The organism is Mesorhizobium sp. CA6 (genome assembly GCF_020165035.1).
In the GTDB taxonomy this organism is placed as follows: Bacteria; Pseudomonadota; Alphaproteobacteria; order Rhizobiales; family Rhizobiaceae; genus Mesorhizobium.
Window position 1 is genome coordinate 58,325 of record NZ_JAIUHI010000005.1, and the last position, 12,940, is coordinate 71,264.

Genomic DNA, 12,940 nt, shown 5'->3' on the forward strand with positions numbered 1-12,940 from the left:
AGGGGGCGGCGCCAACCTGTCAAGTAGAGCGGCGCCAAGCCCGAGCATATCCGCCCCAGGACTGATCGGTCGGTGGTTCTGTGCGCTCACCCTTGCTCATCGCGATGACGCGATCTGAGGCTAACAAGGCGGCGCCGATGCTGGTCCCGGTCGAGGTCTCTGACGCAATGACCGGTCGCTTGGTAGCTGCCGCCAGCATTCTGATGAAAAGCAGGTTCCGGGCGAAGGGCCCTTCGACAATCGTCGGCCCGTCGCCACCGATGAGACCAAGGCAGGTCGCGGTCGTCAGCGCCAGATAGAACCAGATGGCGGCGAAGCGCTGGCCGGCGCTCAAGTCCTCGGCATTGACCCACTGTGCGCCGCGATGCGGAAACGGTCCCGAACCCTGCTGAGTGGCAGGCAGGAGCAGCACCCGTCGCGCCAGAACGGCGGCAACATCGTCTTCGCTCCATTCCTGGCTTTGGCCGTCGGTCAGAAGCGAGAACTCGCGCCCACCCATGAAGCGCGCCGAAGGCACCGGATCGCCGAGCGCGTTGACATTGACCAGGGTGTCGCGCGCCGGGTCGAGCTCGACCCTCCTGCCGCCCACCGCCATCGACACCACCCATGTGCCGGTCGAGACGACGGAGAAGGGCGGTGTGTCGGATAAAAGGTGCGGCAGCAGCGAGGCGTTGGAATCGTGCAGCCCGCAGAACACGAGCGTCTGCGGGTCGAGCCCTGTCCGCCGCGCCAGCTCCGGCAGGATCGGGCCAAGCCGATCCTTTGCCGGTCGCACCGGCGCCATCAGCCGGCGCCAGTCCATCCGGTCGACCAGCGACGAGTAATCGGACGTCCAGGGGTTCCAGAGATCGGTGTGACAGCCGAGCGAGCTCACCTCATTGGCGGCGACGCCGGTCAGCCGCAGCGCCCAGTATTGCGGATACATCAGCATCGCGGTGGCCTTGGTGAATTCCGCCGGGAAACGCTTCTGCTGCCAGAAGAACTGCGCGCCGAGATTGAGGCCGATGGGCAACCGCGGCGTGCCGGTTTCGCCGAAAGGCGGGCGCACGGCGTCATAGTCGGCCGCAAGCTGACCGGGACCGTCGAATTCGTAATCGAGCACAGGCAGCACCAGTTCGCCTGAGCGGTCGACCAGCGCGCCGGTGGCGCCATGCGTGGTGATCGAGATCGCATCGATCTGCCGTTCGCGGTTGAGATCGGCGAGGCTGTTCAGGATGAACGTCCACAGCGCCTCGACATCGTGATGCGGATAGGGCGCCTGCCGCACCGGCGCGTTGGCGAAGCGGCGCAGCGCAATCTCGCTCAGTGTCGCGAGATCGACCAGCGCCACCTTGGCGTTGGTCTTGCCAATATCGATGACGGCGACGATCATGCCATATGGAACACGGTTTCCAGCGGCGCCGCCACCGGCTCGTTGTCGGGTTTGGTCTCCATGACATCGGCCATATACGCCCACCAGCGCTGCATCACAGGGTGCTTCGGAAGATCGGCCATGCCGTGGTCATCGCGGCGCCACAGCACCCCGAACAGGATGTTGGTCTCCTCGTCGAGATAGATCGAATAATCGGAGACGCCGGCCTCTCTCAGCAGCGCGACCAGCTCGGGCCAGATCTCGTCATGGCGGCGCTTGTACTCGGCCTTCATGCCGGGATTGAGCTTCATCTTGAAGGCGTACTTCTCCATCAGGCGAAGCGCCCCTCGCGCAGCCGCCGCCAGACGATCGGCAGCGCGATGACGATGATCAGCAACAGGCCGATGAAGATCGACATGACGATGCCGGGCACGTTGAGCAGTCCGAGGCCGAACGTCACCAGCCCCATGATGAAGGCGGCGAGCACGACGCCCAGGATGCTGCCGGCGCCGCCGAGGATCGAGACGCCGCCGAGCACCACCATGGTGATCGCCTCAAGCTCATAGCCCTGCGCGATCGACGGCCGCGTCGAGCCAAGCCGCGAGGTGATCAACACCGAGGCTATGCCCGACATCAGCCCGGTCAGGCAAAACAGGATGAATTTGATGCGGTCGACGCGCACGCCGGAAAACTGGCAGGCGACCGGGTTGTTGCCGATGGCGAAGACGCGGCGGCCGAAGCTCGTGCGGTGCAGCACGAACCAGTAGATCAGCGCCGCGACGAGGAACAGCGCCAGCTCGAACGAGAAGACCCCCCAGACATAGCCCTGGCCGAAGAAGGCGAAGCTCTCCGGATAGCCCTTGTAGGCCTGGTCGCCGAGGATGATGAAGGCGATGCCGCGGAACAGGCTCATCGTGCCGATGGTGACGACGATGGAAGGCAGGCCGAGCCGGGTGACAAGCAGCCCGTTGCAGGCGCCGCAGCCGAGTCCCACGACGACGCCGATTGCCATCAGCACCGGCGTGCCGGCGCCGGCCTGCAGGGCCATGCCCATCATCGTCGAGGCTAAAGCCACGATCGCCGCGACCGACAGGTCGATCTCGCCCGAGATGATCAGCAGCGCCATGGCTAAAGCGATCAGGCCCTTTTCGGTGAAGTTGAAGGTCAGGTCCGACAGCGACCATGGATCGAGGAAGTAGGGCGAAGCAAAACTGTTCACCGCGAAGATCAAGACCGCGATGACGACGAGCAGCGCCTCCCAGGAGAAGATCGCCGAGGACAGCGGCTTGTCGAGCCGGTCGGGGATATGGCGCGGGGCAGGGGTGTCGGTCATGCCGCTTCCGCCTTTCTCAGGATGATGCGGCCCTGCCGGCGCTCGCCGCGCGCGTTGAGCACCACGGCCAGGATGATGGCGCTGCCCGAGATCGCCATCTGCCAGAAGGGCGAGATGTTTATGACCGGCAGCGCGTTGGAAATGATGCCGAGGAACAGCGCGCCCAGCACCGCGCCGCCGACCGAGCCGATGCCGCCGGCGATCGAGATGCCGCCGATCACGCAGGCGGCGATGATGTTGAGCTCATAGCCGTTGGCGACCTCGACTGAGGCGATGACGTAGCGCGAGATCCACAGATAGCCTGCAAGCCCGCCGATCATGCCGGAAATGCAAAAGACGATGAATTTTGTGCGGCCGACATCGATGCCGGCATAGACCGAGGCGGTCGGATTGACGCCGATGGCGTAGATCGAGCGGCCGATCTGCGTGCGCGTCATCACCAGGAAGAACAGCGCGATGACCAAAAGCGCGATCCAGGACAGAACCGGCAGGCCGAGGAAGGCGGCGCGCTGGAAATTGATGAAGTCCGAGCTCATCTGGTCGGCATTGACCCAGGCGCCGCCCGAGACGACGAAGGTGGCGCCTCGATAGATGGTGAGCGTGCCAAGCGTCACCACGATCGAAGGGATGTTCAGCCGCCAGACCAGGAAGCCGTTGATGGCGCCAAGCACCAGGCCGACGGCAAGAGCGATCACGATCAGCACCGGGATCGGGATCGCCGGATGCGCGGCGTTGAGCATCGCCACCACCATGCCGGTGAAGCAGAGGTTGGACGCCATCGAGAGATCGATCGAGCGCGTCAGGATCACCACCATCTGACCCAGCGCCAGGATCATCAGGATCGAGGTGTCGTTGAAGACCTGACGCAGATTGGCGGGGTTGGCGAAGCCGGGGAAGCGCGTCGAGATCAGCCCGATCAGCACGACGATTCCGGCGAGCAGCCAGATCTCGCGATATTTGAGGAAGCTCTTCATGCCGCGATCCCCGCCGCCGTTCGAACCAGCATCTCGGCGTCCAGCCCTTTGTTGTCATAGGTGGCCGCGATACGACCCTCGCGCATGACCACGACGCGGTCGGACATGCCGAGGATTTCGGGCAGTTCCGACGAGACCATGATCACTGACAGGCCTTCCGCGACCAGCTCGGCCATGAAGCCGTGCACGGCGGCCTTGGAGCCGATGTCGATGCCCTTGGTCGGCTCGTCGAGGATGATCACCTTCGGCGTCGTCGCCAGCCATTTGGCGATGACCACCTTCTGCTGGTTGCCGCCGGAAAGCGTGCCGACATCCTGGCTGAGCGATGAGGCGCGCAGATCAAGCCGCTCGGTGTAGGAGCGGGCGAGCGAAAATTCTTCCACGAGCCTCAGCACGCCGGATTTCGAGGTGTGCTTCAGCGACGGCAGCGACACGTTCTGGAAGATCGGCAGGCCGATCACCACGCCCTGCTTGCCGCGTTCTTCCGGCACGTAGACGATGCCGGCCTCGATCGAATCCGCCGCCGATTTCGGGGCGATCGTCTTGCCGTCGAGTGAGATGGTACCTCGGCTGGTGCGGGTGATGCCGGCGATCGCCTGCATCACCTCGCTGCGCCCGGCGCCGACCAGCCCGTAGAAGCCGAGGATCTCGCCCTTGCGCAATTCGAAGCCGATGTCGTCGAACTCGGTCGGATGCGACAGGCCGGAGATGGAAAGCACCGGCGCGCCGATCTTCGGCTCGCGCTGCGGAAAGATATGGTCGACGTTGCGGCCGACCATCATGCGCACGATCTCGTTCTGGCCGGTATCCTTGAGCAGGCCTTCGCCGATCATCTCGCCGTCGCGGAAGACGGTGTAGCGGTCGGCGATGCGATAGATCTCGTCGAACTTGTGGCTGATGAAGAGCACCGCCTTGCCTTCGCTCTTCAGGAATTCGATCAGCAGGAAAAGTTCCTCGATCTCCTTCATCGAAAGGGCAGCGGTCGGTTCGTCCATGATGACGATGCGCGCGTCGATCGCCATGGCGCGGGCAACCGCAACCAGATGCTTGTTGGCGATGCCGAGATCCTTCAGCCGCGTGTCGGCATCGATGTGGCCGGCGCGCATCGTCTCCAGCACCTCGCGGGCGTTCTTGCGCATGGTGCGCCAATCGATGGTGCCGAAGCGGGTGCGCGGCGCGTGGCCGAGGAAGATGTTTTCGGCGACCGACAGATCGTCGAACAGCACCGTCTCCTGATGGATGGCGGTGATGCCGTGGCCGAAAGCGGCATGCGCGCTGGGCAGCGTCGTGGCCTGGCCGTCGATGCTGATCTCACCTGAATCGGGCTGGTAGATGCCGGTCATGATCTTGACCAGCGTCGACTTGCCGGCGCCGTTCTCGCCGATCAGCGCCGTCACCTGTCCGGGATAGAGCGACAGGCTGACATTGTGCAGCGCGCGCACGCCCGGAAAACTTTTCGAGATGCCGGAGAGCGTCAGGCGAGGAGCCGAGGCTGGGGGCCGTTCGTCTACTTTGCCGTGATGGGCCGTCGTATCCATAGTCGTATCAAGCCCGTCTATATTCCGTGTTGACTCCCCCTCACCCGACCTCCGCTTCGCTCGGTCGACCTCTCCCCGAGGGGAGAGGAGTTTTGCGAGTCTGGCTCCAGGCTCTTCTCCCCATGGGGAGAAGGCGGCCGCGAAGCGGCCGGATGAGGGGGCAGCTCCGTTGGTTCCAGGATCAATAGATCTTCGAGAACTTCTCGATGTTGGTCTTGTCGAACTGGAAAGGCGGAGCCATGGCGGCCGAGTTGGTGTCATCGAGCGTCACCTTGCCGACGCGGCCGATCGACAGCGTGGCGCCGGGCTTGGCTTCTTCCTTCTTCACCGCCAGGTCATGGGCGAGATAGATCGCCGAATAGCCGAGGTCGATCGGGTTCCAGAGAGCGACAGCCTGCGAAGCGCCGTTGTCGATGAACTTCTTGAACTCCGACGGCAGCGCGAGGCCGGTGACGTTGACCTTGCCGATCAGGTTCTCGTCAGTGACGACCTGCGCGGCGGCGACGACGCCCACCGTGGTCGGCGCGATGATCGCCTTGAGGTTCGGGTAGGACTTCAAGAGGCCCTTGGCTTCATCCGTGCTCTTGGCCGAGTCGTCATCGCCATAGACAGTGGCGACCAGCTTGATCTTCGGGAACTTCTCCGGCAGCACCTTCTTGGCCGCTTCGATCCAGGCGTTCTGGTTGGTCGCGGTCGAGGAGGCCGACAGGATGGCGACGTCGCCGCCTTCAGGCAGGTAGTCGGCGGCGAGCTTGATGATGGTCTCGCCGATCAGGCCGGTGTCGGACGGATTGAGGTGGAGCTGGCGGCCTTCCTTGGCGACGCCGGAGTCCCACGAGATCACGGTGATGCCGCGGTCCATCGCCTTCTTCAGCACCGGCACCAGCGCGTCGGCATCATTGGCTGAAACGGCGATCGCATTGACCTTCTGCGCGATCAGCGAATTGATCACCTCGATCTGGGCTTCGGCGGTAGCCTTGGTCGGACCGGTATAGATGACATCGACATCGCCCAGTTCCTTGGCCGCTTCCTCGGCGCCCTTGTTGGCGGCGTCGAAGAAGCCGTTGCCGAGCGACTTCACCACCAGCGCGATCTTGACGTTCTCGGCATAGGCGGCATTCACGAACATGGCGGCGGAAAAGGCCGCCGTAACCAGTAGTTTCTTCAAAAAGCTCATCGAATATCCTCCCTTGAGCGTTGCATTCCATCGCCGCTGCGGGCGCGAGTTTCCTCAGGCCTGCAGTGAAGATTCCTCCTTGTCGCTTGACTGTCTGCGGGCGACGATCAGTGCCACGCCCGCCGTTTCCAGCATCTTGGCCTCGCGGTCCTCGATGCCGTCGTCGGTGATCACGGTCGCGATGCGCGACAGCCCGCACAGGATCAGGCTGGAGCGCATGCGGAATTTCGAGGAATCGACCAGCACCACCAATTCATCGGCCTGGTCGATCAATTTCTGCTCGGCCTGGATCAGCAGCGGATCGCCTTCCATCAGCCCGAGCGGCCCCAGCCCCTGCGCGCCCATGAACATGCGCCGCGCATAGAAGTTGCGCGTCACGTCATTGTCGAAGGGCGACAAGACGATGTTCTGCTCGCGGTAGATCGTGCCGCCCGACAGCATCACCGTATTCTTCGAGTGCTTGAGCAGATGCTCGGCGATCGGGAAGGAATTGGTGAAGATCGGCATGCGGCGTCCGGTCAGGAAATGCACCATCTGGAAAGTGGTGGTGCCGCCATTGATGATGATCGGCTCGCCGTCCGCGCAAAGGTTCACGGCTTCCCGCGCGATCGCCCGTTTCTGCGCGGCGTTCAGCGTCTCGTTGACGGAAAAGGGGCGGCCGGCAAGGCCGATGAACTGCGGCGGCGAGATCGCCTCGGCGCCGCCGCGCACCCGGCGCAGGCGCTTTTGTACATGCAGCGCCGCGATGTCGCGCCGGATCGTCGCCTCGGAGGAGTCCGTCAGTTCGACCATCTCCTGCACCGTCACCACAGGCTTTTCCTGGACGGCGGACAGAATGATCCTGTGGCGCTCTTTCTCGTGCATGGTTCCTCCCTGCCCAAGCATCAGGCCTTAGAAAACGCGCAGTGTCAATCATTTCCGATCATATATTTTCATTGTGCAGTGCAATATGATCGATATTGATCGTTTGTGATTGACAAGCGCGGCGCTTGCGTAGACATTCCCGGACGAGAAATGAGGGGCGCGGCATCGCGCTCCAAGGGAGGATACCTATGCTCGACAAGCGCTCCGGCTCGCGCCTCGCCAATCTTTGGGACGATGCAAAGGCCGAAGGGATGAGCGGTCCTGAGCTCTTGGTCTATCGCTCGAACACGCTGGGATCCGACAAGCGCGTCACCAACTATGGCGGCGGCAACACCTCGTCCAAGGTCTGGCAGAAGGACCCGCTCACCGGTGAGGAGGTCGAGGTGCTGTGGGTCAAGGGCTCGGGCGGCGACAGCGCCTCGATCAAGCTTGACGGTTTTGCCACCCTCTACATGCAAAAGCTGCGGGCGCTGAAGGGCCTGTATCGCGGGGTCGAGCATGAGGACGAGATGGTGGCCTATCTGCCCCACTGCACCTTCAACCTCAATCCGCGCGCGGCTTCGATCGACACGCCGCTGCATGCCTTCGTGCCGAAGGCTTGCGTCGACCACATGCATCCCGACGCCATCATCGCGGTCGCCGCCGCTAAGGATTCCAAGGCGATCACCAAGGAGATATTCGGCGGCGCCATCGGCTGGCTGCCGTGGAAACGGCCGGGCTTCGAGCTCGGCCTGTGGCTGGAGAAATTCTGCCTCGAGAACCCTGATGCCAAGGGCGTCGTGCTGGAAAGCCATGGCCTGTTCACCTGGGGCGACACGCCCAAGGAGTGCTACGAGACGACGATCTCGGTGATCAACCAGGCGATCGACTGGTTCGAGCGCAAATCCGAGGGAAAGGCGATCTTCGGCGGCGAGGCGGTCCAGCCGCTCGACGCTTCCGCGCGCCGCGCCATCGCGGCCAAGCTGATGCCGCGGATCCGCGGCCTCATCTCCGAAAAGAGCCATAAGCTCGGCCATTTCGATGACCAGCCCGCCGTGCTCGAATTCGTCAATTCGAAGGACTTGCGGCCGCTGGCGGCGCTCGGCACCTCCTGCCCCGATCACTTCCTGCGCACCAAGATTCGGCCGCTGGTGATCGAGTTCGATCCCGCAAAGCCGGATGTCGATGCCGTCATCGCGCGCCTGGCCGACGACATCGCCGAATACCGCGTCGGCTATCAGGCCTACTATGACAGCTGCAAGCATCCGGACTCGCCCGCCATCCGCGATCCCAATGCCGTGGTCTATCTGATGCCGGGCGTCGGCATGTTCACCTTTGCCGGCGACAAGGCGACGGCGCGCATTTCCGGCGAGTTCTATGTCAACGCCATCAATGTCATGCGCGGCGCCTCGACGGTCTCGTCCTATGTCGGCCTGCCTGCCCAGGAAGCCTTCGACATCGAATATTGGCAGCTTGAGGAAGCCAAGCTGCAACGCCTGCCGAAGCCGAAGGCGCTTGCCGGGCAGATCGCCTTGGTCACCGGCGGCGCCGGCGGCATCGGCCGCGCCACCGCCAACCGGCTGCTTCGCGAAGGCGCCTGCGTGGTGCTCGCCGATATCGACGATGCCGCTTTGGCCAGCGCCAATGAGGAACTGTCGAAGGCCTACGGCAAAGATTTCGTCCGTCCGGTGCGGATCGACGTGACGTCGGAAGATCAGGTCGCCTCGGGCTTTGCCGAGACGTCGGTCGAATTCGGCGGCATCGACATCCTGGTGTCCAACGCAGGTCTGGCCTCCTCGGCGCCGATCGAGGAGACGACGCTGGCCTTGTGGAACAAGAACATGGACATCCTGTCCACCGGCTATTTCCTCGTTTCGCGCGAGGCCTTCCGCCTGTTCCGCGCCCAGAAGATCGGCGGCAATGTGGTTTTCGTCGCCTCCAAGAACGGGCTCGCCGCCTCGCCGAACGCGTCCGCCTATTGCACGGCCAAGGCTGCCGAGATCCATCTGGCCCGCTGCCTCGCGCTAGAAGGGGCGGAGGCGCAGATCAGGGTCAATGTCGTCAATCCGGACGCCGTGCTGCGCGGCTCCAAGATCTGGACCGGCGAATGGAAGGAACAGCGCGCCGCCGCCTACAAGATGTCGACCGACGACCTCGAGGAGCATTACCGCTCGCGCTCGATGCTGAAGCGGTCGGTCTTCCCGGAAGACATCGCCGAAGCGATCTACTTCTTCGCCTCCGACATGTCGGCCAAGTCCACGGGGAACATCGTCAACGTCGACGCCGGCAACGCGCAGAGCTTTACGCGTTAGGCACGCGCTTCCCTTCTCCCCGTTCTAGGGGGAGAAGGTGCCCGAAGGGCGGATGAGGGGCAGCGCTAGCCGACGAATACTGGGAGGAAGTGCAGTGTCCGAAACGATCATCTCGACTGACGTCGTCGAAAAAAGCAACGCCACGCGCGAAGCCGACCTCGACCGCGACTACGCTTCCCTCGGCGAGCGCCTTGACCGGCGCGGCATCGCCATCGATGCGATCCGCGACAAGGTCGAGAAATTCGGCGTCGCGATCCCGTCCTGGGGCGTCGGCACCGGCGGCACGCGCTTTGCCCGCTTTCCCGGCGCCGGCGAGCCGCGCGATATCTTCGACAAGATCGAGGACTGTGCCGTCATCAGCCAGCTGACGCAGGCGACGCCGACCGTCTCGCTGCACATCCCGTGGGACAAGGCCGATCCGAACCGGCTGAAACAGGCGGCGTCCCGCTTCGGCCTCGGCTTCGACGCGATGAATTCGAACACCTTCTCCGACGCCAAGGACCAGAAGCTTTCCTACAAGTTTGGATCGCTGTCGCATGCCGATGCCGGCACGCGCCGCCAAGCGGTCGAGCACAATCTCGAATGCATCGAGATCGGCAAGACGCTGGGCTCCAAGGCGCTGACGGTGTGGATCGGCGATGGCTCCAACTTCCCCGGCCAGGTCAATTTCGCCAAGGCTTTCGAGCGCTATCTCGACGCCATGCGCGAGATCTATGCCGGCCTGCCGGGCGACTGGCGGCTGTTCACCGAGCACAAGATGTACGAGCCGGCCTTCTATTCGACCGTCGTGCAGGATTGGGGCACGAATTACATCATTGCCAAGGAACTCGGCGACAAGGCCTTCTGCCTGGTCGATCTCGGTCATCACGCACCCAACGTCAACATCGAGATGATCGTGTCGCGGCTGATCCAGTTCGGCAAGCTGGGCGGCTTCCACTTCAACGATTCCAAATATGGCGATGACGATCTCGACGCCGGCTCGATCGACCCCTACCGGCTGTTCCTTGTCTTCAACGAGCTGGTGGATGCCGAGCTCACCGGTGCCAAGGGCTTCGATCCCGCGCATATGCTCGACCAGAGCCACAACGTCACCGACCCGATCGAGAGCCTGATGCTGTCGGCGGTCGAGGTGCAGCGCGCCTATGCGCAGGCCCTGCTGGTCGACCGCAAGGCGCTGGAAGGTTTCCAGAACGGCAACGATGCGCTGATGGCGACGCAGACATTGAAGCTGGCCTATCGCACCGACGTCGAGCCGATCCTCGCCATGGCGCGGCTGAAGAAGGGCGGCGCCATCGATCCGGTCGCAGCCTATCGCGAGGCCGGTTACCGGGCGAAGGTCGCGGCAGAGCGGCCGGCAGTCCCGGGTGGCGGCGGCGGGATTGTGTAGTCAGCTTCTTGTCGATCCGACGGGCGACGGCAGCGCTTGAGCACCCCCCCTCTGTCCTGCCGGACATCTCCCCCGCAAGGGGGGAGATCAGCAGTTCCGCCGACGGCGCTGTTCCTTCAACGTTGGTGATTGGCGAACGCGATGGCCACATCCGATCTCCCCCCTTGCGGGGGAGACGGCCGGCAGGCCAGAGGGGGGTGTGAAGGATCGCCAGCCGTCACAATTGGCTGGACTCACCAGTTCCGCGGGTCTTTCCTAGGCGTCCCCCAACGCCAGGAGCACCGCCATGCCCTTGACCCGCCGGACGCTGATCGCCGTCAGCCTTTCGCTCACCTTTGCCTTCACGCCGACCACCGTCTTCGCCGCTTCGCCAACTCCCGCCAAAGGCGAGCACGGCATGGTGGTGACTGCCCAGCATCTTGCAACCGAAGTCGGTGTCGACGTGCTGAGGAAGGGCGGCAACGCGGTCGATGCCGCGGTCGCCGTCGGCTATGCGCTTGCCGTGGTCTATCCCAACGCCGGCAATATCGGCGGCGGCGGTTTCATGACCGTGCGCATGAAGGACGGCCGCACGACCTTTCTCGATTTCCGGGAGCGCGCGCCGCTCGCGGCGACCAAAACCATGTATCTCGACAAGGACGGCAAGCCGATCAAAGGCGCCAGCCTCGACGGCTATCTCGCGGTAGGCGTGCCCGGCTCGGTCGCCGGCTTCGAGATGGCGCGCGAGAAATACGGCACGCTGCCGCGACAGGAATTGATGGCGCCGGCGATTGCCTACGCCAAGGACGGCTTCGTGCTCAACCAGGGCGACGCGGCTTCGTTCGCCGGCGGCGCCGAGCGGCTGGCGAAGGACTCGGCTGCCGCCGCCATCTTCCTCAAAAAAGACGGCAAGCCTTACGGTGTCGGCGAGAAGCTCGTTCAGCCGGACCTTGCCGCCTCCCTTTCGGCGATCTCGGAAAAAGGCCCGGACGCCTTCTACAAAGGGTCGATTGCCGATGAAATCGTCAAGGCGAGCGGCGCGAAAGGCGGCATCCTCGCCAAGCCTGATTTCGAGCAATATGCCGTGCGCGAGCTGAAGCCGGTGACCTGTTCCTATCGCGGCTACGAGATCATCTCCTCGCCGCCGCCGAGCTCGGGCGGCGTCATCATCTGCGAGATCCTCAACGTGCTGGAGGGCTATCCGCTCTCTTATCTCGGCGCCGGCTCGGCCGAGACGGTTCACGTCATGGTGGAAGCCATGCGCCACGCCTATGTCGACCGCAACTCGGCGCTCGGCGACCCTGATTTCGTCGACAATCCGGTCTCGAAGCTGGTCGACAAGGCCTATGCGAAAGACATTCGCGACAAGATCGACCCGTTCCGCGCCGGCGTGTCGAAGGAGCTGATGCCGAAGGGCTTCGGCGAGTCGAAGGAAACCACGCATTATTCGATTATCGACAAGGACGGCAATGCGGTTGCGGTCACCTACACGCTGAACGGCTCCTTCGGCGCCGGCGTCGTCGCCGACGGCACCGGCATCCTGCTCAACAACGAGATGGACGATTTCACCCAGAAGCCGGGCGTGCCGAACCTCTACGGCCTGGTGCAGGGCGAAGCGAACGCCATTCAGCCGAAGAAGACGCCCTTATCCTCTATGAGCCCGACGATCGTCACGAAGGACGGCAATCCGTTCATGGTCATCGGCAGCCCGGGCGGCTCGCGCATCATCACCATCACGCTGGAGGCGATCATCAACGTCATCGACCACGGCATGGACATCCAGCAGGCGATCGACGCTCCGCGTATCCACCATCAATGGCTCCCGGACACGGTCTATGTCGAGCCATTCGGGCTGTCGCCGGACACCGAGAAGCTGCTTGCCGGCATGGGCTATCACCTCGATCTCAGCGACCAAACCTGGGGGCAGGCGGCTGGCATCCTGGTCGGTGGCAAGAGCCTGGCACAGATCGTGAAAGGCGGCGGTGCGCGCTACAACGGCGCCATCGACAGCCGCGCTGCCGCCGGTGAGGCTTTGGGATATTAATT

Annotated in this window: 10 protein-coding genes; 3 read left to right on the top strand and 7 right to left on the bottom strand. The window is 63.6% G+C overall.

All coding sequences use genetic code 11. The features are described from left to right. Window positions 1–19: 19 nt before the first annotated feature. The 7 genes from LB526_RS09095 to LB526_RS09125 all read right to left on the bottom strand — a co-directional run bounded on the left by LB526_RS09095 (window position 20) and on the right by LB526_RS09125 (window position 7,237). The gene (locus tag LB526_RS09095) at window positions 20–1,372 is read right to left on the bottom strand and encodes an FGGY-family carbohydrate kinase (RefSeq protein WP_224627336.1); all 1,353 of its coding nucleotides are present in this window, start codon (window positions 1,370–1,372) and stop codon (window positions 20–22) included. Further along, window positions 1,369–1,683 carry an L-rhamnose mutarotase gene (gene rhaM / locus LB526_RS09100; RefSeq protein WP_224627338.1) on the bottom strand — a complete coding sequence of 105 codons (315 nt, stop codon included), beginning with the start codon at window positions 1,681–1,683 and terminating at the stop codon, window positions 1,369–1,371. The genes LB526_RS09095 and rhaM overlap by 4 nt, the downstream gene beginning before the upstream one ends. Continuing rightward, window positions 1,683–2,684: an ABC transporter permease gene (locus LB526_RS09105; RefSeq protein WP_224627340.1), complete on the bottom strand. Its 1,002-nt coding sequence runs from the start codon at window positions 2,682–2,684 to the stop codon at window positions 1,683–1,685. Before LB526_RS09105 ends, rhaM begins: the two co-directional genes overlap by 1 nt. Then, window positions 2,681–3,658, bottom strand: coding sequence for an ABC transporter permease (locus tag LB526_RS09110; RefSeq protein WP_224627342.1), 978 nt, complete (start codon window positions 3,656–3,658; stop codon window positions 2,681–2,683). Before LB526_RS09110 ends, LB526_RS09105 begins: the two co-directional genes overlap by 4 nt. Then, complete coding sequence (locus LB526_RS09115; protein WP_224627343.1) at window positions 3,655–5,196, bottom strand: sugar ABC transporter ATP-binding protein; 1,542 nt, start codon at window positions 5,194–5,196, stop codon at window positions 3,655–3,657. Before LB526_RS09115 ends, LB526_RS09110 begins: the two co-directional genes overlap by 4 nt. A gap of 181 nt (window positions 5,197–5,377) precedes the next feature. Further along, window positions 5,378–6,373 (bottom strand): rhamnose ABC transporter substrate-binding protein, encoded by a 996-nt coding sequence (gene rhaS / locus LB526_RS09120; protein WP_042637283.1) that lies wholly within the window; start codon window positions 6,371–6,373, stop codon window positions 5,378–5,380. Between the two features lie 54 nt (window positions 6,374–6,427). Further along, window positions 6,428–7,237, bottom strand: coding sequence for a DeoR/GlpR family DNA-binding transcription regulator (locus tag LB526_RS09125; protein ID WP_224627345.1), 810 nt, complete (start codon window positions 7,235–7,237; stop codon window positions 6,428–6,430). Window positions 7,238–7,425: 188 nt separating this feature from the next. Between LB526_RS09125 and LB526_RS09130 the strand changes: the two genes are divergently transcribed. The 3 genes from LB526_RS09130 (at window position 7,426) to ggt (ending at window position 12,938) form a co-directional block, all read left to right on the top strand. Next, window positions 7,426–9,528 (top strand): bifunctional rhamnulose-1-phosphate aldolase/short-chain dehydrogenase, encoded by a 2,103-nt coding sequence (locus LB526_RS09130; RefSeq protein WP_224627348.1) that lies wholly within the window; start codon window positions 7,426–7,428, stop codon window positions 9,526–9,528. Between the two features lie 52 nt (window positions 9,529–9,580). Then, window positions 9,581–10,915, top strand: coding sequence for an L-rhamnose catabolism isomerase (gene rhaI, locus LB526_RS09135; RefSeq protein WP_224627349.1), 1,335 nt, complete (start codon window positions 9,581–9,583; stop codon window positions 10,913–10,915). Between the two features lie 286 nt (window positions 10,916–11,201). After that, complete coding sequence (ggt, locus tag LB526_RS09140; protein WP_224627350.1) at window positions 11,202–12,938, top strand: gamma-glutamyltransferase; 1,737 nt, start codon at window positions 11,202–11,204, stop codon at window positions 12,936–12,938. Window positions 12,939–12,940: the final 2 nt, after the last annotated feature.

What these genes read in the sequence shown, in the direction of transcription:
- LB526_RS09095 (WP_224627336.1), bottom strand. Translation starts at nt 1,372, where the DNA reads ATGATCGTCGCCGTCATCGATATTGGCAAGACCAACGCCAAGGTGGCG.
- rhaM (WP_224627338.1), bottom strand. Translation starts at nt 1,683, where the DNA reads ATGGAGAAGTACGCCTTCAAGATGAAGCTCAATCCCGGCATGAAGGCC.
- LB526_RS09105 (WP_224627340.1), bottom strand. Translation starts at nt 2,684, where the DNA reads ATGACCGACACCCCTGCCCCGCGCCATATCCCCGACCGGCTCGACAAG.
- LB526_RS09110 (WP_224627342.1), bottom strand. Translation starts at nt 3,658, where the DNA reads ATGAAGAGCTTCCTCAAATATCGCGAGATCTGGCTGCTCGCCGGAATC.
- LB526_RS09115 (WP_224627343.1), bottom strand. Translation starts at nt 5,196, where the DNA reads ATGGATACGACGGCCCATCACGGCAAAGTAGACGAACGGCCCCCAGCC.
- rhaS (WP_042637283.1), bottom strand. Translation starts at nt 6,373, where the DNA reads ATGAGCTTTTTGAAGAAACTACTGGTTACGGCGGCCTTTTCCGCCGCC.
- LB526_RS09125 (WP_224627345.1), bottom strand. Translation starts at nt 7,237, where the DNA reads ATGCACGAGAAAGAGCGCCACAGGATCATTCTGTCCGCCGTCCAGGAA.
- LB526_RS09130 (WP_224627348.1), top strand. Translation starts at nt 7,426, where the DNA reads ATGCTCGACAAGCGCTCCGGCTCGCGCCTCGCCAATCTTTGGGACGAT.
- rhaI (WP_224627349.1), top strand. Translation starts at nt 9,581, where the DNA reads ATGAGGGGCAGCGCTAGCCGACGAATACTGGGAGGAAGTGCAGTGTCC.
- ggt (WP_224627350.1), top strand. Translation starts at nt 11,202, where the DNA reads ATGCCCTTGACCCGCCGGACGCTGATCGCCGTCAGCCTTTCGCTCACC.